This is a genomic window from Salimicrobium humidisoli (assembly GCF_002295105.1).
GTDB classification, from domain to species: domain Bacteria; phylum Bacillota; class Bacilli; order Bacillales; family Halobacillaceae; genus Salimicrobium; species Salimicrobium humidisoli.
In genome coordinates this window covers 1-24,304 of sequence record NZ_NSGH01000024.1, presented here as the reverse complement: position 1 = coordinate 24,304, position 24,304 = coordinate 1, and the positions used below count along the sequence as shown (strand labels likewise).

Annotated in this window: 29 protein-coding genes; 12 read left to right on the top strand and 17 right to left on the bottom strand. The window is 44.1% G+C overall.

Going from position 1 to position 24,304, the window contains the following annotated elements; translation table 11 throughout:
• The first annotated feature begins 1 nt into the window (after position 1).
• Positions 2-424, top strand: coding sequence for an acyl-CoA thioesterase (locus CKW00_RS11995; RefSeq protein ID WP_095822766.1), 423 nt, complete (start codon positions 2-4; stop codon positions 422-424).
• Entirely contained in the window at positions 424-747 is a 324-nt protein-coding gene (locus tag CKW00_RS11990; protein ID WP_095822765.1) for a hypothetical protein, read from the top strand. The genes CKW00_RS11995 and CKW00_RS11990 overlap by 1 nt, the downstream gene beginning before the upstream one ends.
• A 23-nt stretch (positions 748-770) precedes the next feature.
• Here the strand turns inward: CKW00_RS11990 and CKW00_RS11985 are convergent, their stop codons facing one another.
• The 4 genes from CKW00_RS11985 to plsY form a co-directional block, all read right to left on the bottom strand.
• The gene (locus CKW00_RS11985; protein ID WP_095822764.1) at positions 771-1,058 is read right to left on the bottom strand and encodes a HesB/YadR/YfhF family protein; all 288 of its coding nucleotides are present in this window, start codon (positions 1,056-1,058) and stop codon (positions 771-773) included.
• Between the two features lie 4 nt (positions 1,059-1,062).
• Complete coding sequence (gene yidD / locus CKW00_RS11980) at positions 1,063-1,278, bottom strand: membrane protein insertion efficiency factor YidD (RefSeq protein WP_374704052.1); 216 nt, start codon at positions 1,276-1,278, stop codon at positions 1,063-1,065.
• A gap of 14 nt (positions 1,279-1,292) precedes the next feature.
• On the bottom strand, positions 1,293-2,225 hold the full coding sequence (gene folE2, locus CKW00_RS11975) for a GTP cyclohydrolase FolE2 (RefSeq protein ID WP_095822763.1): 933 nt from the start codon (positions 2,223-2,225) through the stop codon (positions 1,293-1,295).
• Between the two features lie 87 nt (positions 2,226-2,312).
• Complete coding sequence (gene plsY / locus CKW00_RS11970; protein ID WP_095822762.1) at positions 2,313-2,894, bottom strand: glycerol-3-phosphate 1-O-acyltransferase PlsY; 582 nt, start codon at positions 2,892-2,894, stop codon at positions 2,313-2,315.
• A 186-nt stretch (positions 2,895-3,080) separates the two neighbouring features.
• Between plsY and CKW00_RS11965 the strand changes: the two genes are divergently transcribed.
• The 7 genes from CKW00_RS11965 to CKW00_RS11935 all read left to right on the top strand — a co-directional run bounded on the left by CKW00_RS11965 (position 3,081) and on the right by CKW00_RS11935 (position 12,995).
• Positions 3,081-4,109 (top strand): ABC transporter ATP-binding protein, encoded by a 1,029-nt coding sequence (locus tag CKW00_RS11965; protein ID WP_095822761.1) that lies wholly within the window; start codon positions 3,081-3,083, stop codon positions 4,107-4,109.
• Entirely contained in the window at positions 4,106-5,632 is a 1,527-nt protein-coding gene (locus tag CKW00_RS11960) for an ABC transporter permease/substrate-binding protein (RefSeq protein WP_095822760.1), read from the top strand. The genes CKW00_RS11965 and CKW00_RS11960 overlap by 4 nt, the downstream gene beginning before the upstream one ends.
• 11 nt (positions 5,633-5,643) lie before the next feature.
• The gene (locus tag CKW00_RS11955) at positions 5,644-6,057 is read left to right on the top strand and encodes a CoA-binding protein (RefSeq protein ID WP_095822759.1); all 414 of its coding nucleotides are present in this window, start codon (positions 5,644-5,646) and stop codon (positions 6,055-6,057) included.
• Positions 6,058-6,228: 171 nt separating this feature from the next.
• The gene (parE, locus tag CKW00_RS11950; RefSeq protein ID WP_095822758.1) at positions 6,229-8,184 is read left to right on the top strand and encodes a DNA topoisomerase IV subunit B; all 1,956 of its coding nucleotides are present in this window, start codon (positions 6,229-6,231) and stop codon (positions 8,182-8,184) included.
• Between the two features lie 15 nt (positions 8,185-8,199).
• On the top strand, positions 8,200-10,635 hold the full coding sequence (gene parC / locus CKW00_RS11945) for a DNA topoisomerase IV subunit A (RefSeq protein ID WP_095822757.1): 2,436 nt from the start codon (positions 8,200-8,202) through the stop codon (positions 10,633-10,635).
• 83 nt (positions 10,636-10,718) lie between these two features.
• Positions 10,719-11,867 carry an NAD-dependent epimerase/dehydratase family protein gene (locus tag CKW00_RS11940; RefSeq protein ID WP_095822756.1) on the top strand — a complete coding sequence of 383 codons (1,149 nt, stop codon included), beginning with the start codon at positions 10,719-10,721 and terminating at the stop codon, positions 11,865-11,867.
• A gap of 12 nt (positions 11,868-11,879) precedes the next feature.
• Positions 11,880-12,995, top strand: a complete 1,116-nt coding sequence (locus tag CKW00_RS11935) for a glycosyltransferase family 4 protein (protein ID WP_008587692.1) — start codon at positions 11,880-11,882, stop codon at positions 12,993-12,995.
• 256 nt (positions 12,996-13,251) lie between these two features.
• Here CKW00_RS11935 and CKW00_RS11930 read toward each other — a convergent pair whose 3' ends face one another.
• The 4 genes from CKW00_RS11930 to CKW00_RS11915 all read right to left on the bottom strand — a co-directional run bounded on the left by CKW00_RS11930 (position 13,252) and on the right by CKW00_RS11915 (position 16,209).
• A complete protein-coding gene (locus CKW00_RS11930) occupies positions 13,252-14,097 on the bottom strand; it encodes a CvfB family protein (RefSeq protein ID WP_095822755.1) in 846 nt (281 codons plus the stop codon).
• Positions 14,098-14,118: 21 nt separating this feature from the next.
• Positions 14,119-15,123, bottom strand: coding sequence for an LLM class flavin-dependent oxidoreductase (locus CKW00_RS11925; protein WP_095822754.1), 1,005 nt, complete (start codon positions 15,121-15,123; stop codon positions 14,119-14,121).
• Positions 15,124-15,138: 15 nt separating this feature from the next.
• Entirely contained in the window at positions 15,139-15,519 is a 381-nt protein-coding gene (locus tag CKW00_RS11920; RefSeq protein WP_095822753.1) for a PadR family transcriptional regulator, read from the bottom strand.
• A gap of 240 nt (positions 15,520-15,759) precedes the next feature.
• Positions 15,760-16,209, bottom strand: a complete 450-nt coding sequence (locus CKW00_RS11915) for a GNAT family N-acetyltransferase (protein WP_095822752.1) — start codon at positions 16,207-16,209, stop codon at positions 15,760-15,762.
• Between the two features lie 146 nt (positions 16,210-16,355).
• Here CKW00_RS11915 and CKW00_RS11910 point away from each other — a divergent pair, with 146 nt between their 5' ends.
• Entirely contained in the window at positions 16,356-17,123 is a 768-nt protein-coding gene (locus CKW00_RS11910; protein WP_095822751.1) for an SDR family NAD(P)-dependent oxidoreductase, read from the top strand.
• Between the two features lie 111 nt (positions 17,124-17,234).
• Here CKW00_RS11910 and CKW00_RS11905 read toward each other — a convergent pair whose 3' ends face one another.
• The 5 genes from CKW00_RS11905 to CKW00_RS11885 form a co-directional block, all read right to left on the bottom strand.
• Entirely contained in the window at positions 17,235-18,473 is a 1,239-nt protein-coding gene (locus CKW00_RS11905) for an amidohydrolase (protein ID WP_095822750.1), read from the bottom strand.
• 93 nt (positions 18,474-18,566) lie between these two features.
• Positions 18,567-19,157, bottom strand: a complete 591-nt coding sequence (locus CKW00_RS11900) for an ankyrin repeat domain-containing protein (protein ID WP_095822771.1) — start codon at positions 19,155-19,157, stop codon at positions 18,567-18,569.
• 282 nt (positions 19,158-19,439) lie between these two features.
• Complete coding sequence (locus CKW00_RS11895) at positions 19,440-19,760, bottom strand: cupin domain-containing protein (RefSeq protein ID WP_095822749.1); 321 nt, start codon at positions 19,758-19,760, stop codon at positions 19,440-19,442.
• Between the two features lie 130 nt (positions 19,761-19,890).
• Positions 19,891-20,175 carry a hypothetical protein gene (locus tag CKW00_RS11890; RefSeq protein ID WP_093104749.1) on the bottom strand — a complete coding sequence of 95 codons (285 nt, stop codon included), beginning with the start codon at positions 20,173-20,175 and terminating at the stop codon, positions 19,891-19,893.
• 76 nt (positions 20,176-20,251) lie between these two features.
• Positions 20,252-20,470: a DUF3953 domain-containing protein gene (locus tag CKW00_RS11885; protein WP_008587671.1), complete on the bottom strand. Its 219-nt coding sequence runs from the start codon at positions 20,468-20,470 to the stop codon at positions 20,252-20,254.
• Between the two features lie 753 nt (positions 20,471-21,223).
• Here CKW00_RS11885 and CKW00_RS11880 point away from each other — a divergent pair.
• Positions 21,224-21,421, top strand: a complete 198-nt coding sequence (locus CKW00_RS11880; RefSeq protein ID WP_143544248.1) for a hypothetical protein — start codon at positions 21,224-21,226, stop codon at positions 21,419-21,421.
• A 140-nt stretch (positions 21,422-21,561) separates the two neighbouring features.
• Here the strand turns inward: CKW00_RS11880 and CKW00_RS11875 are convergent, their stop codons facing one another.
• The 3 genes from CKW00_RS11875 to CKW00_RS11865 form a co-directional block, all read right to left on the bottom strand.
• A complete protein-coding gene (locus CKW00_RS11875) occupies positions 21,562-21,741 on the bottom strand; it encodes a hypothetical protein (RefSeq protein WP_095822747.1) in 180 nt (59 codons plus the stop codon).
• A gap of 412 nt (positions 21,742-22,153) precedes the next feature.
• Positions 22,154-22,702, bottom strand: a complete 549-nt coding sequence (locus CKW00_RS11870; protein WP_095822746.1) for a hypothetical protein — start codon at positions 22,700-22,702, stop codon at positions 22,154-22,156.
• Positions 22,703-22,727: 25 nt separating this feature from the next.
• Entirely contained in the window at positions 22,728-22,907 is a 180-nt protein-coding gene (locus CKW00_RS11865; RefSeq protein WP_095822745.1) for a hypothetical protein, read from the bottom strand.
• Between the two features lie 584 nt (positions 22,908-23,491).
• Here CKW00_RS11865 and CKW00_RS11860 point away from each other — a divergent pair.
• Positions 23,492-23,794, top strand: a complete 303-nt coding sequence (locus CKW00_RS11860) for a hypothetical protein (RefSeq protein WP_095822744.1) — start codon at positions 23,492-23,494, stop codon at positions 23,792-23,794.
• A 24-nt stretch (positions 23,795-23,818) separates the two neighbouring features.
• Here CKW00_RS11860 and CKW00_RS11855 read toward each other — a convergent pair whose 3' ends face one another.
• On the bottom strand, positions 23,819-24,088 hold the full coding sequence (locus CKW00_RS11855; protein WP_095822743.1) for a hypothetical protein: 270 nt from the start codon (positions 24,086-24,088) through the stop codon (positions 23,819-23,821).
• Between the last annotated feature and the right edge of the window lie 216 nt (positions 24,089-24,304).

Below are 24,304 nucleotides of genomic sequence, written 5' to 3'. Positions count from 1 at the left end.
AGTGAAAATAGATGTAAAAGATATACAGGTAAGATATCAGGAGACGGATATGATGGGCGTCGTCTATCACGCCAATTATCTCGTATGGTTCGAAATCGGTCGGACTTCTTTAATAGAAAGTTTCGGTTTCGATTATAAAGATATGGAAGATGCCGGGGTGGTATCCCCGGTTACGGATGTACAGGTTTCATTCCGGAGTCCGGTCCGGTACGGGGATAAAGTAGCTGTGAAGACGTGGATCCAGGCATACACGGGAGTCAAAACGACGTATGCGTATGAAGTGGTCCATGAGGATGGAACGGTCGCTGTAACCGGCACCTCCGATCACGTCATTGTAAGAAAAGAGGATTTCCGCCCGACTTCCCTGCGGAAAGCTTTTCCCGCCTGGCACGCCGTCTACAAGGAAGCAGCGGGGCAGCACTGATGGCTTTCGGCATCGGTAAGGAAGAACTGAGGAAATGGAAGCGGGACGTCCGTGCCGGGAATATAGCTATCCTGACCCACTACTGGCTGGATGACAGATTTCCGGGGTGTGACACGGTGACGAAAGTCGGTTGCAGCGATATAGAAAAGCTGGCGGAATGGGGGGGACAGTACGGATTGAAAAAAGAGTGGATCGATCGTAAGGAAGGGTTCCCCCATTACGATCTCTTCGGCAGGCATCAGTTCACCATTCTTAAGGCCGAGAACAGAAATGATCACATTGAAAGATTCCGTCTGCATCAAAAAAGCAGCCGCTACCTTTAGGTGCGGCTGCTTTTAGACTGTCTTCATTCGTAGCCGATAGCGGCTTCTTCCAGGTTCTCGTCATAAGTAATCTTAAGAGAGTAAGTATCGAAGTACCATTCGTCCGCCTTTTCAACGAAGAACAGAATCCCTTCGACATTCGTCTCGGCTACCGGTTCGTAGGGGGTTTCTATTTTCATACCGAGGGATAATCCGGGCTGGAGTCCTCCGGATCCTCCGTATCTTACGAAGAACTGGATAGCATCCCCCTCTGTCAAATCCATTTCTTCCTTGTACCATTGCGCGGCTTCTTCCGATACAGTGATATTCACGTAATCACTCCTTTTCTTTTGTTTCGGGTACGACGTCCACACCGCCCGGGTGCAGGGGGTGACACTTCAGTACTCTTTTCGAGGTGAGATACAACCCTTTGACGAACCCGTGTCTCTGAAAAGCGACGAGACCGTATTCCGAACAGGTCGGATAAAAGCGGCACGTCGGAGGAGTGAAGGGACTGATACCTTTCTGGTAGAAGCGGATCAGTCCTATCATGGTGTTCCTCAGCATCAGCGCTCATCCGTTCGTTTGTCGAAGTGGAGGGAGGCGAGAGCATCGTGGAGATGAATCGATTCCTCGTTCCGGCACGAAACCTCGAAAGCATGAATGAACGGAGTTTCGTACAGATCTGCAGCTACAAGACGGACCATATCTTCGACGAATCTCGGGTTTTCGTAAGCCTGCTCCGTGACCATCTTCTCATCCGGCCGTTTCAGGACGGGGTGGATACGTGCACTGGCGTTGCTCTCGGCAGCCTCCAGCAGAACTTCTTTCCAGTCCAACGTATCTTCATCGAAATCTTCCGTAAGCGTTACAGCCATCGAGACATTTCCGCGCTGATTGTGCGCACTGTATTCGCTGATTTCCTTGCTGCACGGACAGAGGGTGGTGATTTTACCGGTCAGTCCGGTCTGTATATCGAAACCGTCCGCTTTGGACCACGTTACGGAAATGAAGGCATCCGCATGATTCATGCCGGCCAGACCCGAAGAAGGCCCTTCTCTTTCGAAGAACCACGGGAATTCGACTTTGATAAACGCGTCTTCCCGCTTCAGGCGGCCTGCGAGTTCCTCTGCAAACTGCTTCAGCGATTCGATTGTGACCGTAAAGCCCTGCTCGTAATAACTGGTCAACTGTTCCGTGAAGCGGCTCATGTTCGTTCCTTTGCTGCCTTTGGCGATCGAGGAAGAAAAGGTGAACGTTCCTATGGTAGTCTGAGTGGACGGCTTCATGGAACTTTCAATAGTGATGGGATGTTTTACGTTGTTGATTCCGACTACATCCAGGTCGAAAAGAAAATCCTGTCTGGAATTTTGGAGATCAGCCATCTGATCCTTTTCCACAGGTTTCGTCTTCGGTCCGGGAGGTACAGACCCGAACAGTTTGTGACGTTCATCTTTCGAAGGTATTGTATCAGTGATATGAGATTCAGTTTTATTCATAACCGTGGCTCCTTTCAACGACTTTTCTATCAAGAAGTATACCTTATATAAATTTTAATTTACAACTAAATGCTTATTTCGCGCCGGTTACATCCACGTAATTCTCGGTTCTTCCCTGTTTTTGATGCGTATGATGTTCGTACGGTGCCGGTAAATGACGAATGCTGTAAGAACAGAGACAACAGCCGTCAGCAAGAACTCCTGCTGGATGATAGTAACGGCCACGGTGACGACACCGGTCACCATGGAAGATAACGAAACGTACTTACTTATATATAGAGTGACAAAGAAAGTGAGGAGCATAATGCCGAACAGAAGCGGATTCACTCCAAGAATGATTCCACCGGAAGTTGCAACCGCTTTGCCGCCCTTGAATCTGGCAAAAACGGGGTACATATGACCGATGACCGCAAAAATACCGATAATGACGCCGTTAAGTTCCGTACCCAACCACAGGGGGAGGGCAGCGGCGACGGTTCCCTTCAGAATGTCGGCTACGGTAACGGATAGACCAGGTTTGATACCGAGCACACGGAACGCATTGGTGCCGCCCAGGTTCCCGCTGCCGTGTTCCCTGATGTCAATATTGTAGAAGAGTTTGCCTACAAGCAGACCGGTGGGGATAGAACCCAGAAGATATGCAATAGCAGCAAATATGATAAATTCCAAAAGCACGACCTCCATTCACAAAAAATGATAATTTCAGTTTATCACGTGTCGATTAAAAAAAGAATGGATAAAATACGTAGTTTTATACTTAGTAGCAACTCTAATCAATTAACAAATAAAGTTTATAACCATATAATTAGGGAATAGGTAAAAAGTTACTTCTTAATTACAGAAAGAAGGGATCATATGATCAGATTTGAAAATGTCGGCAAAACTTTCCCCGACAGTACTACTGCAGTAAAGAATTTTAATTTACAGGTGAAAGAAGGGGAGTTCGTAACGTTAATAGGTCCCAGTGGCTGTGGAAAGACCACTACGATGAAAATGATCAATCGACTCATCGAACCTACAGATGGATACATATACATAAACGATAAAAGAGTCAAAGATTATTCCATTCATGAACTGAGATGGAACATCGGTTACGTTCTGCAGCAGATAGCTTTATTTCCGCATATGAGCGTGGAGGAAAACATAGCTATTGTACCTGAGATGAAAAAGTGGAAGAAGGAGAACATTTCCTCGAGAATAGACGAACTTATGAACATGGTAGGACTGGATGCGAAGAAATACAGGAAGCGAAAACCTTCAGAGCTCTCGGGCGGTGAACAGCAGCGAGTAGGAGTAGTGCGTGCACTGGCAGCTGACCCCGACATCATTTTGATGGATGAACCTTTCAGTGCTCTTGATCCGATCAGCAGGGAGCAGCTTCAAAAAGATATCCAGACGCTCCAGAAAGAAATCAAAAAGACGATAGTGTTCGTTACACACGATATGGATGAAGCCCTTGCCCTCGGAGACCGTGTTTGCCTGATGAAAGAAGGCGAGATTGTACAGGTGGACACTCCTCAGCAGCTCATCCTGCACCCGGCCAATGATTTCGTGAAGAATTTCATCGGTGAAAGAAAGAGTCCCTGGCAGACTGCCGTGGACGTCATAATGAAGAAAGAGAAGGCAACCGCTGCGGGCATGACTTTTGTGACAGATGAAGATGGACAGTATAAACATGCCGAAAAAGAAGGAAGAGAAGTGGAAGTGCCGGTTCTCGGCAACAGCACTACGTTAACAGAAGCTGTTGAAATACTGGAATCGACTCCCGAAGAGACACTCCCGGTAACGAAAAATAACATATTTCTCGGGTACATTACGTACGAGCATATCGTACATTACTTAAAAGCCTCCGCTGAACGTGAAGGGAGTGTCGTACAGCAATGAATGAATTTATTGATGTCTTCCAGCAGCGTCAGGACGAATTCTGGATCAAACTGTGGGAACACCTGCAGATTTCCATTATATCTTTAATAATAGCAACGTTGATAGCCGTCCCGCTCGGCCTGATACTAACCAGATATAAAAGAACGGCCGAACCGATCATCCAGGTGACGGCGATCCTTCAGACGATTCCGAGTCTGGCCGTTCTGGCATTTCTGATTCCTTTTTTCGGTATCGGACAGACACCTGCGATCATCGCATTGATTGCATACGGTCTTCTGCCGATATTGAGGAACACATATACCGGAGTCAGCGAAGTCGACAATTCTTTACTGGAAGCCGCTACCGGAATGGGAATGAACTCCTTCAAGCGTCTCTCGAAAGTTGAACTTCCGCTTGCTATGCCGGTCATTATGGCCGGTATCCGAACTTCTATGGTACTGATTGTCGGAACAACCACTATCGCTGCATTAATAGGAGCCGGGGGGCTGGGGGATCTGATTCTTCTCGGTCTTGACCGTGGAGGGGATCTCAACCTTATTCTTCTCGGGGCTATCCCTGCGGCTCTTCTTGCTATTCTTCTCGATGTCGTTCTGCGGTTCTTTGAGAGGACTTCTGCTAAAACCGGGATGAAATCCTTGTTCATCCTTATCATTGTAGCTTTGCTGATCGTCGTTGTTCCGATCATTTTCACCGGAAAAGCAGGAAACGATATTACCATCGGTGCCAAACTGAACGCCGAACCGACGATCCTTATCAACATGTATGAACTGCTTATCGAAGAAGAGACGGATCTGGAAGTAGGCCTTGAACCGAACCTCGGAAAAACAGATCTTGTCTTCAGTGCCCTGCAGGAAGGAAGTATCGACATCTATCCGGAATTCACCGGAACAGCACTCGTATCCCTTCTCGATCGTCAGCCGGACAGTTACGAATCGAAAGAGGTATACCAGCAGGCCAAACAGGGCATGGCCGAAGAATACGATATGGCTTACCTGGAACCGATGAAATATAACAACACGTACACGGTGGCTACGACGAAGGAATATGCAAAGGAAAACAATCTTGAAACCATCGGTGATCTTGCTTCGATAGATGATGAGGTAACGGCCGGCTTCACTCTTGAATTCAATGACAGGGAAGACGGATATCAGGGGATGAAAGAGTTGTATAACCTGGAATTCGGCGAAGTGAAAACGATGGATCCCGGCCTGCGCCAGGGAGCGATTAAAAACGGAGAAGTCGATATTATCGATGCGTATGCGACAGACAGCTATATGGTCGAACTTAATCTGACGACTCTCGATGATCCCAAAAATCTTTTCCCACCGTATCAGGGCGCTCCGCTCATGAGACAGGAAACGCTCGAGAAGTATCCGGAGCTGGAGGACGTACTGAATAAGCTGGGCGGGAAGATTACCGAAGATCAAATGCGGGAAATGAACTATGAAGTGGATGTAAAAGACAGAGCTCCTTCGGAAGTCGCAAGAGACTATCTTGTAGAAGAAGGGCTGCTCGATAAATAGGAGGAATTTCAATGAGTTTTACCAATCCCGGTCCACAGGCGACCGCAGAAATTTTGAAAAATTCATCGACTATTGCTGTAGTGGGCCTTTCTGACAACCCTGCCAGGACTTCTTTTCAGATCAGTGAGGCGATGCAGAAAGCGGGGTACAAAATCATCCCCGTAAACCCGAAAGTGACGGAAGTATTAGGAGAAAAAGCAGTTTCTTCTCTTCAGGATATTAAAGAGGAGATCGATATCATCAACGTATTCAGACGTTCCGAGTTTCTCCCGGAAGTGGCCAGAGAAGCTAAAGCGATAGACGCCAAAGCTTTCTGGGCACAGCAGGGAGTGTTCCACCCGGAAGCGTACGAAGAACTGAAAGACAGTAACCAGGAAGTCATCATGGATTCCTGCATCAAAGTCGCTCATGCAACTCTTCTATAGCAACGGACCCCCTTTTCATAAGGGGGTTTTTCTTGTTTGTCCATAAATAACTTTTTTTATACGAAAAAAAAAGCTACAATGATACGAGTGAATAAGTTTGAATTTACAAACACGAACGTTTGTTCTAATATAGATAGTAAGGTGATATTGGAACGGAAGGAGACGATTTAAATGAAGTCGAAACAAACTTATACGGACAGTTCCATACAGGTGCTGGAGGGACTGGAAGCTGTAAGGAAACGCCCGGGGATGTATATCGGATCTACGGATCACCGGGGGCTTCACCATCTTGTCTTTGAAATTGTCGATAATTCGGTAGATGAAGCTTTAGCCGGATATGGAGAAACAATTACTGTTACGATCCGGAAAGATAATAGCATTTCTGTAAGTGATAAAGGGAGAGGTATGCCTACCGGGACTCACCAGACCGGCAAACCTACCCCGGAAGTTATAATGACCGTACTGCACGCCGGCGGTAAATTCGGTCAGGGAGGTTACCAGTCCAGCGGTGGTCTGCACGGCGTCGGAGCCAGCGTTGTGAATGCGCTCTCGGAATGGCTCGTCGTCGATATATTCAGAGAAGGCACCCATTTCAGGCAGCGCTTCGAGAACGGCGGGCTGCCGGTTACCACGCTTGAGGAGATAGGTAATACGAAGAAAACAGGGACCACTATTTCCTTTAAACCGGATACGTCCATTTTTTCCACGATCAACTTTCACACCGAGACGCTGATGGAACGCTTAAGAGAAGCCGCTTTCCTTCTGAAAGGACTGGAAATCAGACTGGCAGACGAACGGGGAGACGAAAAACAGGAAGAAGTGTTCTACTATGAAGACGGAATCGAATCTTTCGTAGCCTACTTAAACGAAGAGAAAGAGACGCTCCACCCGGTCATTTCCTTCGAAGGGAAACATTCGTCTATCGAAGTGGACACCGCTTTTCAGTTCAATGACGGGTACACGGAGAACATATTATCCTTCGTCAACAACGTCCGGACAAAAGACGGCGGAACCCACGAATCTGGAGCGAAAACGGCCATTACGCGCGTTTTTAACGATTATGCCCGTCGGACACAGCTGCTGAAAGAAAAAGATAAAAATCTGGAAGGGAACGATATACGTGAAGGATTCACGTGCATCATTTCCGTACGTATCCCGGAAGATCTGCTTCAGTTTGAAGGTCAGACTAAAAGCAAACTCGGCACACCGGAAGCCCGTTCGGCTATAGATAACGTCATTGCCGAGCGCCTTGCTTACTTTCTCGAGGAGAACCCGGAGACGGCTGCTATGCTTGTGAAAAAAGCCATCAAAGCCAAGGCTGCGCGCGAGGCGGCAAGAAAAGCCAGAGAAGACGCCCGCAGTGGGAAAAAGCGAAAGAAAAAGGATTCTCTCCTGAGCGGTAAACTTACACCAGCCCAATCCCGTAATCCGAATAAGAATGAACTGTACCTGGTCGAGGGGGACTCGGCAGGCGGATCTGCCAAACAGGGGAGAGACCGCCGGTTCCAGGCTGTGCTCCCGCTTCGGGGTAAAGTCATTAATACGGAAAAAGCGAAGATTGATGATATATTCAAAAACGAAGAGATATCAACGATTGTGCACACGATCGGCGCAGGCGTCGGGAACGACTTCGACCTTGAGGATTGTAATTATGATAAAGTAATCATCATGACAGACGCAGATACGGATGGTGCTCACATCCAGGTACTGCTGCTCACTTTCTTTTACCGGTATATGAAACCGCTCATTGAAGAAGGTAAGGTATTCATTGCACTGCCTCCGCTTTATAAGATTTCCAAAGGGAAAGGCAAGAAAGCGAAAGAGGAATACGTGTGGGATGAAGACGGTCTTGAAGAAGTACTGAAACAATTTAAGAATGGCTATACCATTCAACGTTACAAAGGACTCGGGGAAATGAACGCCGATCAGTTGTGGGAGACTACGATGGATCCGTCTTCCCGGACGCTGATACGCGTAACGATTGATGATATCGCAACCGCCGAAAAACGGGTGACAACTCTGATGGGGGACAAAGTTCCTCCACGCCGGAAGTGGATTGAATCGCACGTTACTTTCGGTCTTGATGAAGGCGAAAATATTTTAGAAAATGAAAAATTGCACGACTAACAGGAGGAAGTTCTCATGTCTGAAACAGAAAGACTTTTGGATCTGCCGCTTGAGGAAGTACTGGGAGACAGATTCGGTCGCTACAGCAAGTACATTATCCAGGAACGGGCCCTTCCTGATGTCAGGGACGGGCTCAAACCTGTACAACGCCGTATTCTTTATGCTATGCAGCAGGAAAAGAACACGGCCGACAAGCCGTACAGGAAATCTGCAAAAACTGTCGGTACGGTAATCGGTAATTATCACCCGCACGGGGACTCTTCGGTATACGAAGCCATGGTAAGACTGAGTCAGACGTGGAAAGTCCGCTATCCGCTCGTGGAGATGCACGGGAATAACGGAAGTATTGACGGCGATCCTCCTGCAGCCATGAGGTATACAGAAGCAAGGCTCTCCGGGATATCCTCGGAACTTCTGCGTGATATCCAGAAAGATACGGTAGACCATATCCCTAACTTCGATGACACGATAGAAGAACCGACCGTATTGCCCGCAAGGTTCCCGAACCTTCTCGTTAACGGCTCTACCGGAATCTCGGCCGGATATGCCACCGACATCCCTCCTCACCGGCTCGGGGAAGTGATCGAGGCCGTCATTATGAGGATCGACAATCCCGAGGCTTCAGTAGATAAATTGATGACTAAATTACCGGGACCTGACTTCCCTACCGGAGGCATCGTCCAGGGTGCTCAGGGCATCAAAGAAGCTTACGAAAACGGGAAAGGGAAGATCATCGTCCGCGGAAAAGCGGAAATTCAACAGATCAAAGGCGGTAAGGAACAGATCGTCATTGATGAACTTCCTTATGATGTGAATAAATCCACACTTGTGAAACGGATGGATGAGCTTCGCATCGACCGGAAAGTGGAAGGGATCGCAGAAGTCCGTGACGAGACGGACCGTACAGGCCTGAGAATTGTGATAGAACTGAAGAAAGAGTCGAACAGTGAAGGGATACTTAACTACTTATATAAACACACGGATCTTCAGGTATCCTATAACTTCAATATGGTAGCTATCTCCGATCAGAAACCGAAACTTATGCCTCTTCCGATGATTCTCGATGCCTATATCAGTCATCAGAAAAACATCGTAACGAACCAGGCGATGCACGACCTGAAAAAAGCGAGAAATCGTGCGCATATCGTCCAGGGACTTATTAAAGCTATTTCGATTCTGGATGAAGTGATCAGTACGATCCGCTCCTCCAGTGATAAAAGCGATGCCAAAGAAAAACTGAAATCCGCCTATACGTTCTCCGAAGCTCAGGCGGAAGCTATCGTCAATCTTCAGCTTTACCGCTTGACGAATACGGACATCACAGCCCTCCAGGAAGAAGCGGAAGAGCTGGAAGAGACGATCAGAAACCTTGAACGTATTCTTTCGGATGAGAAACTGCTGCTGAAAGAGATTAAGAAAGATCTCCGCTCCATAAAGAAAACCTACAAAGATGACAGACTGACGGTCATCGAAGAACAGGTTCAGGAGCTGAAGGTGGACCTGGAGGTCATGGTTCCGAGTGAAGACATACTGACTTCCGTTACGAGAGACGGCTACGTCAAAAGGACGAGTCTCCGTTCCTACGGAGCTTCACAGGAGGAATCCCCGCCTCTGAAAGAAGGGGACTATCTTTTAAGCCTCATGGAACTCAACACGACGGATACTTTATTACTGTTCACAAATAGAGGTAAATATCTTTATCTCCCGGTGCACCGGTTGCCGGATATAAAATGGAAAGATCTGGGTCAGCACGTGACGAACCTCGTACCGATCGAAGCCGGTGAAAAAATCATAGAAGCTATTCCTGTACGGAATTTCGAAACGGATGACTACCTTACGTTCGTCACTAAAAATGGGATGGTGAAACGGTCGCTGCTGAAAGATTATCAGGCGCAGCGCTATTCCAAACCTCTCGTAGGTATAAATACGAAAGCAGATGATGAAGTCGTAGCTGTTCACCGTACCGATGGCCGTAAAGATATTATGCTGGCCTCCAACAAAGGTTACTGTCTCCGTTTTCCGGAAAATGAAGTCAATATCGTGGGAGCCCGGGCTGCGGGTGTCAAAGGCATGCAGCTGAAAACGGATGAAGTCATTGTCTCCGGGGAAATATTCGACCCGGAAGCTCAAAAAACTGTTCTCGTCGTATCTCATAGAGGTGCGGTAAAACGGATGGATCTCAGGGAATTTGAATCGACGACGAGAGCGAAAAAAGGAAACGTCGTATTCCGGGCTCTGAAGAAAAATCCTCATACTCTCGTACAAATGCTAGTCGTTGATAAAGAAAGCTATATCCGTATCGACACTGATAAAGAAGCGATTGAGGTCCAACCGAAGCAGTACCGTTCGAAAGACAGTTACAGCAACGGAACATTCGTTATAGACACCGAACAGAACGGGGATGTGACGGGAGCCTGGAGAAAAGTGGGCTATGAAAGACCGTTGGAATAATAATCTTCCATAAAATAATAGCGCTTATACTGAAGAAAATGTTATTCTATAGATGTATGTTGATTTAGGAGGGAAAGATATTTATGAAAATCATTGTAGCCGGAGGAGATGGCTTCTGTGGATGGCCTACTGCTTTGTATTTATCCAAGCAGGGTCATGACGTAGCAATCCTCGACAATTTAGTACGACGTAAAATCGATAATGAACTGCATTCGAACTCGGTAACACCTATTGCCACACTCGAAGAACGGGTGAATAAGTGGAAAGAGCTTACCGGTAAGGAAATCAAAACGTTCGTGGGTGACCTCAACCATCATGACTTCCTGACACAGGTTTTCACCCAGTTCAAACCGGACGCTTTCGTCCACTTTGCCGAACAGCGTTCTGCACCTTATTCCATGATCGACCGTGAACATGCGGTGTACACTCAGACGAACAACGTTATGGGGAACCTGAACGTACTTTATGCTATCAAAGAATTGGCACCGGACTGTCATCTTATTAAGCTCGGGACGATGGGTGAGTACGGTACGCCTAACATCGAGATTGAAGAAGGGTATATTGAAATCGAACACAAAGGAAGAAAAGACACTCTTCCGTACCCGAAACAGCCGGGATCCTTCTATCATCTTTCTAAAGTTCATGACAGTCACAACATCCAGTTCGCCTGTAAAATCTGGGGTATCCGTGCCACTGACCTGAACCAGGGAATCGTTTACGGTTTACATACCGAAGAAACGAAGCAGGACCCTGTTCTGAACAACCGACTGGATTACGACGGGGTGTATGGAACGGCTCTTAACCGTTTCATCAACCAGGCAGCTATCGAACATGACCTGACCGTTTATGGTTCCGGTAAACAGACGCGTGCCTTCCTTAACATCGAGGATACGGTCCGCTGTGTAGAAATTGCGGCCGAAAACCCTGCCGAACCGGGTGAATTCCGCGTATTCAACCAGTTTACGGAGTGGTTCTCCGTCAAGGAACTCGCAGACAAAGTTCAGAAGGTAGCCAAAGAAGAAGGTATCGATGTTTCCATTGATAACATGGAGAATCCAAGGGTGGAAGCAGAAGACCATTACTATAGTGCGGTCAATACGAAACTTCGTGATCTCGGACTGGAACCACACCTTCTGACAGACGAAGTCATCAAAGACATGCTCCAGACGGTGATTGAACATAAAGATCGTGTTATTAAAGACAACGTTCTTCCGTCTGTCACCTGGAAGTAAAAGGGGACCTTTATGAAAATCGTTATAGTCACAGAAACTTTTTTGCCTTCTACAGACGGGGTGGTCACCCGTCTGAAGGAGGCTATTACTTATATTCATAAAAAAGGGCATGAAGTGGTCATTATAGCTCCCGATCTCGGGGTGAAAGAGTTTGACGGAGCGATTGTGGAGGGCATAAAACCTGCAAAGCTGCCCGTATACTCTTCCAAATACTTCTCCCTTCCGAGCAGAAAAGTGAAGGACCTGCTGGAAAAACATAATCCTGACGTGGTTCACGTCGTCAATCCTGCTTTAGTAGGGGTCTCCGGAGTATATTATGCCAACAAATTAGGTTTTCCGCTCGTGGCATCCTATCATACACACGTACCGAAATACCTGGATTACTATAATCTTTATCCTTTCAAACCGATTTTCTGGGCTTATTTCAAGAAACTGCACAGCTATGCCCATACAAACGTATGTACATCGCAAACGATACTGAAAGAGCTGCAGCAAAAGCGCATACACAATCTTGAAGTATGGAAACGGGGCGTTGCTATCGACCATTTCCATCCGAAGCACGAAAGCACGAGTATGAGAGAGCGATTATCCAACGGGAATCCGGGGGATAAACTTCTGGTATTCGTCGGACGTCTTGCCCCGGAAAAAGAGATCCATAAAATAAAGCCTCTGTTGGAAAAGCGAAAAGACGTTTCCCTGGCTATCATCGGGGACGGACCGATCCGTCAGCAGCTTGAGAAAGAGTTTGAAGGGACGAAAACGGTATTTACGGGGAATCTGCACGGAGAAGAATTCAGAGAGGCGTTTGCAAGTGGGGACGCGATGATTTTTCCATCGGTGACAGAAACGCTTGGACTCGTAATACTTGAAGCTATGGCATCCGGACTGCCGGTAATAGCAGCTGAGAGTGGTCCTACGAAAGAACAGGTAGTAGACGGCGAAACCGGTATACTGTTCGAAAACGAGAACACTCAAAGCATGATAGATGCTGTGGAACAGCTGGAAGACCCCGAACTGCTGGAACATCTCAGTGAAAATGCCAGAAAAGAGGCTGAGAATTTCAGTTGGGAGAAACCTTCCGAACAGATTCTTGAGATCTATAAGAAGACGATTGCTATAGCCAAATAAAAACAGCTCCCGTTACGTAAGTATCAGGGAGCTTGTTAAATTCTATTTTGTCTCACTATCATAAGTATACTTAGTTTATGAGACAGAGAAAAGCATTCCCACTTAACTTCCTATAATATATATTATGTAAACTAAAATATTTTATTATCAAGAGAGGGATTCTGACTATTTATTATTAATACTCCCCCTCTTTTATATACAGACAAGATCAGCAGAATATCTATCATCTCCGCTGATCCCTACCGTCCTGTCTTCGTCACGAATGTTTAATGACTGTTCTGTCTTCCTGCTGAATCACTTTATTGTCTTTCATAAGCTTTCCTAACGCTCGTTTGAATGCAGCTTTGCTGATGCCGAATGTCGCCCGGATATCTTCCGGATCGCTTTTATCCGTAAAGAACATAACGCCGTCATTTTCTTCTAAATACTCGTAGATCACTTCCGCATCTTCTTTCTGGCTGACCGCTTTTACGGGTCTCAAGGACAAATTCAAAGTGCCGTCTTCTTTAACGGCTATTACTCTTGCTGTTAAGTCTTCTCCGAGCCTCGGTTCCGCGATCCGCTCCGTCGGATGAATAAACCCGCGATATCCTTCTTCCGTCAGTACAGCAGAACCGGCTTTTACAGCTTTATACACACGGACGCCGACTTCTTTGTTCAGCATATCTTCAGGGGCTTTATCAAGTTCTCCCATTACTTCATCTTCCGAAATGGGTTTAGCTTCGAGTCTTCCTTTCTTATCCGTCTCCAGCGTAACAAACAGGAAGTCTCCTTCTTTCGGCCACACAGCCTTCATCAGAGGCAGATCATCTTTGGAGACGAGAATGTCTTTGCCCTCCACTCCTATATGGACGAATGCTCCGAGGTGCGGCAGGATACTTACGACTTCCGCCCATCCGTACGAATCCGCAGTAGCTGCCGGTAATGAATCCGTCGTGACGAGATCTCCGTTTTTATTCAGGTAACAGAATACCTCTATTTCCGTATTCACGTCCGGAGCGCCATCAGACGTCTCCAGCGGGAGTGTCTCTCCCTGTACGGTAACTTCAGCGTCACCGGTGACTTCCGCTTTCTGAATGGTTCCGATAATAGATAGGTTCATAACAATTCCTTTCGGGCTGTATTACCGATGCAAATGATCGACAGCCGTTTTGATTTTTTGATAAGATGCTTTCTTTTTTTCAAAATCGTAAATATTCGTTATAAGAAGAAACTCGTCCACTTGGTACGATTCGGATAACTTCTGTAATTTTCTGGCAACCTTTTCCGGGGTGCCTATGATGGTTCGTTTTCTGTTTTTCTGTATTTTGTCTATTTCTTCCCCGGTCAGATTATCAAAATCGATCTCATCAGGCGCGTATACTTTCGTATCGAGCCCTTTTTCCACCTGGAGTAACCACATATCCTGACTCCTGGCCAGATACTCCGCTTCTTCTTCCGTGTCTGCGCATACAGCAAAGACGCACATATTCACGGAAGGCTCGCTCAGCTGCAGGGAGGGCTCAAACTTATCGCGGTATGTCTGCAATGCCTCTTCCACTGCGTCGGGGCTGATGAAATAGCCGTAGGTGAAGCCTGTCCCCTGCTTCGCCGCGTGCCGGGCACCCCGCTCCGAAAGACCGAGCACCCACATGTCGGGAATCGTCGACGATGCCGGTTTTGCTTTTACTCCATAATAATCGTGGCCTTTCGGAAGGTTATCATAAAGGAAATGCTGCAGTTCCTTCAATTGCCGCTGAAAAGAACTGAGCGGCTTGTTCACTCCATCAGTCAGAGCCGCCCTCGTCTTCTGTCCTCCTCCCGGAGATCTTCCGAGACCGAGATCCACCCGGCCCGGATAGAAGACTTCAAGTGTACGGAACACTTCGGCAACTTTCAGCGGGCTGTACTGTGGCAGCAGCACTCCCCCTGACCCTGCTTTTATGTTCGTCGTTTTACTTAAAATCGTATTTATGATTACTTCCGGAGCGGCACTGGCCAACCCGTTCGTATTATGATGCTCGGCCACCCAGTACCGGTGATAACCGAGGGATTCCGTGAACTGTGCCAGCTCTGTCGTCTGTGCTAACGCGTCCCCTGGCGAACTCCCGTCCGAAATCGGTGATTGATCCAACACACTGAGTATCACTGTACATCCTCCTGTTTATTTATACACGTCACGCATTATTTTGTCTAAAATCTGCTGCTGCTCTTCAAAGAGAATTTTATATCTCTTCTTAAGGACTTCGAACTCTTCTCTCCCGGCATCGGTCAAATAGTACCAATACACCTTCTGCCGCTTCTTGTCATAGGATTTATAGTCTTCCTTCCTTGCCAGAAGCCCTTCTTCCGTCATCTCATGTAAAGTATCAAGCAGCGTGGAAGGCGCCGGTATCCAGTTTTTCGTTAAGGTTTTGAATTCCTTTTTGAAGTGCTCGCTGATCATCGGCTGTTTCACCTGAAGCAGATGCATAATATAAAACTTGGTAAACTGAGCTGCGCTCATATTCAATGCGAATTTTTTAGGATTATTTTTGTGACTCACGAAAACACCCCTCCTCCCTATCATTTTACCTCAGAGACGAGGGGAATTAAATGAATAAGAACATTTGTTCAATCTCTTGTATTTCGATTCATAAATTTTCATAAATCCTGTCTAGGGATTGAGTGTTTTTTGTTTAAATGTTAGGAGTTGCTACTAAGTATTAAGTGAATATACTTTTCTTGATTTTAATGTTTGAGGAAACTTGCTTCTTTAACGTATGTATTTTGAAAACGAACTCCCTTATAGCATTTTTTTAAAAGAGGTAATTGAAAACTCCCTTGTTATTTTGGACTCCCCTGTTTTTACAAACCCGTGTTTCAAATAAAAATTGACTGCCGGTTCATTGGCAGATCCGGTTGACACTGTCATTGCTTCAAAGTCCGCTCCTTCCTCTATAAAGCGTAACAACTTTGTAGCAATACCTTTTCTGAAATGATCAGGGTGTACCATTAATCGATGTATATCAATGATGCTGTCTTCCACTTTCACAGAAATTGCCCCGCACAGCTCTTCTCCTGCATAGTACCCGAAGAAAGTTTCCTCACACTGTTGCAGTGAATGCACTGTATCCTTCAGCGGGAGTAAATCAAAGAAATCGGTCAGTTCCGCTTCGTTATTGTAGGAAAGCAGTTGAATATCCAACACTTCTTCTGCAATTCCGGGGTCGGTTATATCTACTATTTTAATCAAGACGGTCCCCCCACATGCCGGTAGATCATGATTTTCGAAAATCACCGGTTATAATGATAAACTTTAGTTGTTATACAGATTATAAAATAACATGTACCTGAAAGCATGTGCTTCCTCTTACAAATCTACTTACAGGAGAGATTGTTATGACAGAATTACTTAAAGGTAAAGCAGGATTAGTCACTGCAGCAGGATCGGGCATCGGTCGTGCCAGTGCGATCGCTTTGGCAAAATCCGGAGCGAAAGTGATGGTTTCTGATGTCAGCGAAGAAGGCGGAAACGAAACCGTTAAAATGATTACCGATGAGGGCGGCGAAGCACAATTTTTCAAATGTGATGTCAGTGATGAAGATCAAGTGAAAGCATTGGTGGATGAAACGGTGTCCGCTTTTGGTAAACTCGATATCGCCCACAATAACGCCGGTATTAACGCCGGCCAGGTCAAAATAGGCGAAATGGAATCCGCTGACTGGGATAAAACGATTAAAATAAACTTATATGGTGTTTTCTATTGCGTAAAACATCAAATTAACGCAATGCTGGAAACAGGTGGCGGTTCGATAGTCAACTCCGCTTCAGGTTCCGGATTGGAAGGTTCAGCAAAAATGACACCATATACTGCATCAAAGCACGGAGTCGTCGGTCTGACGAAGTCTGTGGCACTGGAATACGGAAAACAGGGCATACGCATCAACGCAATCGCTCCGGGCGCAACCATTACACCGGCCATCGAAAAATGGGCAGAAAACCATCCCGAACAATATAACGGCGTGCTGGAATCATTGCCTGCAGGAGAAATGTCCACACCGGAAGATCAGGGGAACGTTGTGGCGTTTTTATGCTCCGATCTTGCGAAGCAGATCAATGGTGTGACGGTTCCGGTGGACGGCGGATACACGGCCGGAAAATTATAAGAAAATCAATGCAATCCCGTTCATAAAATTATAATGTTTCAAACTTCCCCAAACCGTCTGCCTCATAAGACTGACGTTTTGGGGAAATGTTTTTTACAGATATACAGGTTTTCAGTTATTTCTTATCTCTTTCAAAGAACCTGATACTATGTTCCCTTTATAGATGGTAGCCACTTGCCTCGACTTTCTTGCAACAGCTTCTGCGGAACAAGAAGCTTCAACAAAAACGATACTGGCTTCGTCTCCGGGTTTTGGCCATACCTGTGTCCCTTTGGCATTAAGCGGGGTCTTCCCATCGGTTATAAAAGAGAGGGTCTGAGCTAACGATTGTTCATCTGTCCATCCTGAAACTTCTGCTAAACGACTGGCGCGTGCTAACACATCTCCATTACCGAACGGAGACCAGACGTCAAAAATATTATCGCATCCTACGGCGACTGCTACTCCTTTCTCACGCAATAAGTTTATCGGAGGAAACTTTCGATCAATCGGAACGCTGGAGATAATCGTGATCCCCGCCTCAGCCAATATTTCTGCTATTTCTTCTGCTTGAGATATCGGAATATCTCCGAGTCCGAATGCATGACTGATCGCAACCTTTCCTTGCAGACCGGCTTCATTCGTTAACTGAGCCAATCGTTTCATTGTGAAAATCCCGAGATGATCCGGGTCATGTAAATGCAAGTCAATTCCTGCGTTCCCTTCTACAGCCAGTTCCACCATGCTTTGTAAAGAGGCTTCTATATCTCCATCTATAGTAGCCGGATCAACTCCGCCTACAAAGTCCGCCCCGCGACCAAGCGCTTTCTTTATTAAATCCTTCGTCTTGTTTTGCAATAAACCATGTTGAGGAAAGGCAACTATTTCACAGGATAGTTTTCCTTCAAATGTTTGTAATGCTTGTTGGACGTCCTCCAGATTTTTCAAACCAACTTCCGGATAAATATCTACGTGGGTACGTACATGGGTTACGCCGGAGTTTACATAGTATTCTAGTAAATTTTCTGCACGTTCTTTTGTATTAGTTTCCAGGGACGACATAACCTCTTTTTCAATTTCAAGTCTCTCAAAGATATTATTGACGGAGGGTACAGGACGCCATCGATCCCCAAGCAATGTTTTGTCTAAATGACAATGTTTTTCGATGAACGACGGGAGCACCAGCAGTTGGTTCGCATCTTTCTTTGGTAAATCATCAGTTATCGTTTCAGTGGAAGATACAAGCTTCGCAATTTTCTGGTCTTTGATTAATAGGTGGAAACATTCCGTTTTCGTCCCTGAAACGATGCCATTATTGAATTGGTAACCGGTCTCCAAACGTGCGTTTGTTATCCAAAAAGTGGAACTCATATTTTACCTATCCCTTCTCCATTTAATACGTAAAGTAACCCTTAAAAACACGGACCCCTTTTCTATCGTGCAGCTTCATTCCAGTGGTGCACATCAGGCTCCCGATTCTTTTAGTATACTTACAATTTCCTGATATCCATTATTTTTGGCGTGCTGTAAAGGCGTTACACCTTCCCTGTCACTAATACTGAGATCACTCCCGTAGTCCACCAATAACTGTACAATTTTTTGATGGTCCCTGCCGCCATCCCCTAGAATGATCGCTTCCAATAATGCTGTCCAGTGCAGATTATTAATATGATTAACATCTGTATCAGCATTGGTTAAAAGCTCTTTCACGACGTCAATATGACCTCTTTCTGCAGCAGGTATAAGTGCCGTTCCTCCATACCGGTCCGTTAGTGTCGTATCAGTTCCTGCTTCAACTGCAAGTTTCACAATGTCAAGAAATCCTTCTGCCCCTGCATATAAAAGTACATTATCCTGATTGTTATTCCGTATATCAATATCCGCTCCTCGTTGAATAAGGGCATCTGCAGTACCTGTGTGATGTTCACGGGTTGCTGCCATTACAGCGGTCACTCCCTGTTCATTCGTTGCATCGATATCTGCACCATTTTCCAGAAGCTCCAGGACGTTCTTCGTCTCCCCACGTTGAGCGGAGTCGATTAATTGTTGATTCATAGTATCTTTCTCCTTTTCTTTTGACACGTTTTCCGGGGCGTCAGAGGTTAATTGACAAGCGGTAAGCAAAAACAAAAAAAGCAGACTGACGAACATTTGCCCTACCTTCATAATCCCTTCACCTTCTCTTTTATCAATTCATTTAACCCTGAACGAATATGCCAAATCCTGCGTTGTGAAATTTCTTATAACCATAAATAAAGAGGTGGGGACTTTTCCTCCACCTCTAACAGTTCACATACATAGATTTTCAAGGTTTAATTTTGCAGTTCACCCGCTGTATCAGTCCTGCAATTTTGTCATCGTTGCGTAAATCGAAACGCGCGCATCGCTGGTGTTGGTAAAACCGAGCTGCTGCTTGGAGTCACAATAAATCACATCACCTGCTGACACCGCTACTTCTTCATCGTCGATTAAGAAGATCCCATCTCCGTCGATAACGTACAAATACAATTCACGATGTGGATGATTATGCGCTTTCATATGCTGTCCAGGTAAAAAGTTCAGCACGAATGCGGTACTGTGGTCATTTTTAATCAGATTGACTTTAGTGAATTGCTCCTCATTGAATTGTTTTGCATTTTCAATAGAATAAATTTGCATAAAAGTCACCCTTCTTTTAAGAATATACAGTATAAACTATATCACTTGCTTCAAAGTTCGGAGATTTATGGCTGCTGACTCTACAACGGGCAGCTCAAAGAAATTTCCGTTCAAAAGAAACCGTTAAGCACTACTCAATCAAAGGTTCCAGTACACCTTCCCCAAACAAAGCCCACGTATAAATACAACAAAATTCAATCATGATAATAATTATAAATTTAACCCGTGAGATTTGCTGTAGTTGTAAATAATAAAAACTCCCTAAAAGTACATAAAAGCTGGCCAGATGAGTATATTCCGCTGTAAGAGGCTCATCTAATGGAGTGAAATTCAACCCGAGATAAGCAAAAAGATTAAAAACAGTTAATAAAACCAAAGCAGTTACGTTCAAAAGATGAACATACAGGTTTTTCAAAGTAACATCCTCCTTCTTTCCGGGCTCCAACTATTCAATCATAAAGAGTGACTTCTCTCCTGAAGGTACAGATGGTCTATAAAATATAAACTGCCACAAAGATAGTAAAACCTGCGGAAAGAAAAAGTGTGAAAGCAGCCGGTTTCCGCTTTTGATATTCGTTGATCCCTATGAGGATAACCAACCCGCTCATCAACAACAGAAGGTAAGGTCCGATATCAGTCATACCGGTTATGAGGCTATACCCGGCCAGGATAGTTATGATGACCCCCAGCACTATTTGAAGTATTTTCACTGACAACTCCCCCCTCCCCACTATACAACATCATATGTACGTGATAACACTACCGATTATTATTCTAAAGGTTTGATCGAAGAATCGTTTTAACCCATCTAAAAAACATATTCCCCTTCCTCAATTAACTCCTTCTTCTTCCTCGACACTTAGGTACACACGCTTCTTTCAAAAACTCTGAAACCATCACCCTTCAACAATCTTCGGTTTTACGAAACCCATGACAGCGGCTGGTTGATTCTTTTTTAGTTCTGTTCAAAAGACGAAACCTTCCTGGCCTGCATATTTCTTTACCGTGCGGACGTCCGTATTCGTCATTGTTGCAACATCTGAGTAGCTGCATCCTTTTCCATTCACTTCTTTCTTGATATACTAGATGTCAGTCACTTCCAACATCTTCCTCATGAACTCCTGCTCTTCATTGATTGCACAATAGAAACCTTATTGATTTAAGGGATCGTTAGTAAGTGGCTTTTTTACGTTTCTTACTTTCTTTAGCAACTTGCATAGAAAGACTCCCGAACCTTACAGACGGTACACCCAAGCAATTTTTTGGCAGAGTCCCCTAGAATGTAATCCAGGCATTACAGATACAGATATTACAGTTGGACTTGCCGGATTCGGAGGTCTTGGAATTCCTGGAGCAATTGCTGGCAACGTAGCTGGCGGAAGGGCTGGCGCTCAATCTGCTGGTTTTGATTACATTTAATTAAAAAGGAAGAGGGATAAATATTGAGAACAAAAGCTCATTTAATGAAAGCAAATCCGCCTTATAAATCATTTAGTAAGAAAATGGCGCATTTTTATATAACTATAGGGCTTCTATCATTTTTCTTCTTATATTTTTATGTAGAAATTACAATAATTTCAAGTATTCTTATTTCTTTTTCACTTATTTTCATAGGAATAGCGGCTCTAAAAGAACGCAAAAAAAAGCTACAAGAAGAATAAACGTCTATGACTTCCTCCACGTTACCTGAAGGAAGTCTTCTCAATAGTCTTATACACCCTAGTTACTACTTCATATTTGCCTACGAACGATAACACAGTAACTCAATACAAAAATATAGTGCTTTTAGATAAATATTTAACTAAAATTTAAAACTATTCTGACTTTTCTTATTCGATATAAAAATTTGCAAATAACAAAATAAGGTAGCTACAATAACTGCACTTATACGTTCCGCTATATTATAATCAAAAAGTGGACCTAATACTAAAATCACTCCGGTAAGAAAAATAGGAGGTCCTATTATTTTAAGTATAGTCATTTTGTGTCCCTCCTCTCACCCCTCTTCCCTTATCGATCCTAAAAAAAACAGTTCCTTTGGCATCACCCCTCTCCGTCCTCTACTTTTATAATAGGTGCGTTAGTATAGCATAGAACAATAAAAAACCCGTCCCCTTACGTTATAAAGGAAGCTGGGCCTTGATATAGGTGTTCGACGTCCACCCGTTAATGAATGACCGTTGTTTTAAAGCATTGAATATATGAGAGATAGCAACGAGGGTGGAACACGGTTGGAGAATGAACATGTATAGGAGACAGAGGAGGACGTTCTCTGTCGGTCTTGGAGAATAAGAGAAGTAACACGAGAGAAGGAACTTCTATGACTTCCTCTACGTTGCATAAGCCAGTCTTTACTTTGGTCGCATACACCCCCTGGTTTCTCCATCTTAAGGTCAACTCATTATCATAATAAATATAATAAAGAAAAAGACATTAAGAAGTAGAAGGAGCCATTTTATTCCTCCTTCAATACATAAAGCATTAATAATTCCAATAATTGCACTAAAAAACAATATCATCATCCAAATAATAGTACTCCATCCACTAAGGTAAGGATAAAGTAAAAAAGTACTTAAATAAGTAACCAAAAAGATTCCACTACAAATCAATGCTATATAATAATTATTGAAAAGCCCCCCTGCCCAAACTCTTGCTACTTGTAAATAAAATTCCTGCTCATCTTCTTCTAATAAATACCGGTTTTTTTCAAATGCATTTATTAATTTCTTAATTGATTTAGTAGGTCCTGGTACCGGCCCTTTAGTTAGGTCTTGATTTAGACGTTGAGATTTAACTAAATTTTGTTGTGTGAGTTTCATTAGATCTTCAATACTATTGTTAACGTCTTTTTTCTCACGTTTTTTAGCTGGATGGGAAAATAACACCCATAACAGAAGTCTAATAAATTCAATAACAAATACGGCATACACTTTTTTAAACAAAGACTCAACTCCTACTTCTTATATCTTATGTCTTTAAATCTATATCATCCATAGATAAATCAAAAAATCTATCTCTCTTCATAGTGTTTACAAATCCAATCTCTCCTCCTTTATTTTCTTCTAAATACGTAGGATAATTGACTTTTTCTAAAACCCGTTCTCCCGAATGGTTGTTTTTTGCAATTTTAATATCAGGTTCTTCCATATAACGGTGAACCCTTCCTCTGTTCTCTTTCGAATCAGTTCGAGAAATTTCACATATTAATTTAGGGTTTTTACTGCCTATTCACTAAAGAGAAATTTATGGGTAAATATAAAAATGTTTAGAAAACAAAAAATCCACCATTTCTTAACTATTAAGAAAAAGTGGAATCGTTATTAAACGATTTTTTTGAACAATTACAATTTACGCTCATCCTTCATTATCTCGACTTCTGCTTTGAGGTTAGTTCTTTTCTTTTCGATACGTTCGAATTTCCCCCTCGTAACAAATGACAAAAGCACAACGCAGAGATAAAAAAGGTAAGATGTTTCATGTTGCATTACCCCATTGAAACGCACCAACCCTTCTCCAATATATAGATGTAATAGAATTTTCATCCTTTTATGTGTAGTCTATCCAACATAAAAACAACAGTCAATTATATCCACGAACGAGACCGTACGCTCTTAATAACAAACCGCATTGACACCCGGTGCGCACGATCTCACACGCCATACCTCCGTTCCTACCATGTCGCACGGTGTGCGTATATGATGTGAAACGGTGTGCTCATCTTCAGTTTTTAAATGAATCACTACGGTGTTTTTTCAAAAGATGAAATCACACGTTATGAAAACCAACAATTAAACAATGTGAACTTCGTAACTAGGGCCAAAGTAGTTAGGAAAAGCGATGCTCAAATTGTGAAACATAAACTTAAATTTGAAGACGATGAGCTGGTTCATAAAAATGATGTAGAGACTACTCACCCTGAAATTACTTTTTATGGAGAAGAACTTTTGTCAAACAATGAAGTAAGTGCGGCAAATTCAAATCCTGATGAATTTTGGGGTGTTCCATGTTTTGATGTTAACCCGCCACATTATTGAAACGTGGGGAGTTAAATGTGATTATCAACTTATAATTGATGAGATTTGTGTAATTATCAGGTAAATTACAATAACTTCGACAGGGAGTGTAATCAATACATTTTTTAAAGTATTATATTTAATTTGCAACATGTATCCTATAAACCAAACGGCTGTCACCAATATCGGAATAAAAATCACCCCAGCATTTTCTTCTGGAGCAAAAGCTGAGACCGCCCAGGTTAAGAAAAGGCTAAATCCTACAGCCAGTACACCTATAATTATATTAATCGTATGTATATATTTTTTGGCCATTGTTGCCCTCCCCCTAGCCTCTAAATTTATTGCTTATAAATGCAGGATATAGAAAGCGATCGAAAATAATACCTTTCCCCATTTTTTTCCTCCCTCTTTAAATTAACGTTTTCTTAGAATTTCTTCGTTTTTCGTCCATTTTCTTTAGAACTATAGAAGTTTATGGTTGCGGTCGAAACCTTTATATGAAAATAAAGGGGATATTTGGAATATGGG

What these genes read in the sequence shown, in the direction of transcription:
- CKW00_RS11990 (WP_095822765.1), top strand. Translation starts at nt 424, where the DNA reads ATGGCTTTCGGCATCGGTAAGGAAGAACTGAGGAAATGGAAGCGGGAC.
- yidD (WP_374704052.1), bottom strand. Translation starts at nt 1,278, where the DNA reads ATGATAGGACTGATCCGCTTCTACCAGAAAGGTATCAGTCCCTTCACT.
- folE2 (WP_095822763.1), bottom strand. Translation starts at nt 2,225, where the DNA reads ATGAATAAAACTGAATCTCATATCACTGATACAATACCTTCGAAAGAT.
- CKW00_RS11965 (WP_095822761.1), top strand. Translation starts at nt 3,081, where the DNA reads ATGATCAGATTTGAAAATGTCGGCAAAACTTTCCCCGACAGTACTACT.
- CKW00_RS11960 (WP_095822760.1), top strand. Translation starts at nt 4,106, where the DNA reads ATGAATGAATTTATTGATGTCTTCCAGCAGCGTCAGGACGAATTCTGG.
- CKW00_RS11955 (WP_095822759.1), top strand. Translation starts at nt 5,644, where the DNA reads ATGAGTTTTACCAATCCCGGTCCACAGGCGACCGCAGAAATTTTGAAA.
- parE (WP_095822758.1), top strand. Translation starts at nt 6,229, where the DNA reads ATGAAGTCGAAACAAACTTATACGGACAGTTCCATACAGGTGCTGGAG.
- parC (WP_095822757.1), top strand. Translation starts at nt 8,200, where the DNA reads ATGTCTGAAACAGAAAGACTTTTGGATCTGCCGCTTGAGGAAGTACTG.
- CKW00_RS11940 (WP_095822756.1), top strand. Translation starts at nt 10,719, where the DNA reads ATGAAAATCATTGTAGCCGGAGGAGATGGCTTCTGTGGATGGCCTACT.
- CKW00_RS11935 (WP_008587692.1), top strand. Translation starts at nt 11,880, where the DNA reads ATGAAAATCGTTATAGTCACAGAAACTTTTTTGCCTTCTACAGACGGG.
- CKW00_RS11930 (WP_095822755.1), bottom strand. Translation starts at nt 14,097, where the DNA reads ATGAACCTATCTATTATCGGAACCATTCAGAAAGCGGAAGTCACCGGT.
- CKW00_RS11910 (WP_095822751.1), top strand. Translation starts at nt 16,356, where the DNA reads ATGACAGAATTACTTAAAGGTAAAGCAGGATTAGTCACTGCAGCAGGA.
- CKW00_RS11905 (WP_095822750.1), bottom strand. Translation starts at nt 18,473, where the DNA reads ATGAGTTCCACTTTTTGGATAACAAACGCACGTTTGGAGACCGGTTAC.
- CKW00_RS11900 (WP_095822771.1), bottom strand. Translation starts at nt 19,157, where the DNA reads ATGAATCAACAATTAATCGACTCCGCTCAACGTGGGGAGACGAAGAAC.
- CKW00_RS11895 (WP_095822749.1), bottom strand. Translation starts at nt 19,760, where the DNA reads ATGCAAATTTATTCTATTGAAAATGCAAAACAATTCAATGAGGAGCAA.
- CKW00_RS11880 (WP_143544248.1), top strand. Translation starts at nt 21,224, where the DNA reads ATGAAAGCAAATCCGCCTTATAAATCATTTAGTAAGAAAATGGCGCAT.
- CKW00_RS11875 (WP_095822747.1), bottom strand. Translation starts at nt 21,741, where the DNA reads ATGACTATACTTAAAATAATAGGACCTCCTATTTTTCTTACCGGAGTG.
- CKW00_RS11865 (WP_095822745.1), bottom strand. Translation starts at nt 22,907, where the DNA reads ATGGAAGAACCTGATATTAAAATTGCAAAAAACAACCATTCGGGAGAA.
- CKW00_RS11860 (WP_095822744.1), top strand. Translation starts at nt 23,492, where the DNA reads ATGAATCACTACGGTGTTTTTTCAAAAGATGAAATCACACGTTATGAA.
- CKW00_RS11855 (WP_095822743.1), bottom strand. Translation starts at nt 24,088, where the DNA reads ATGGCCAAAAAATATATACATACGATTAATATAATTATAGGTGTACTG.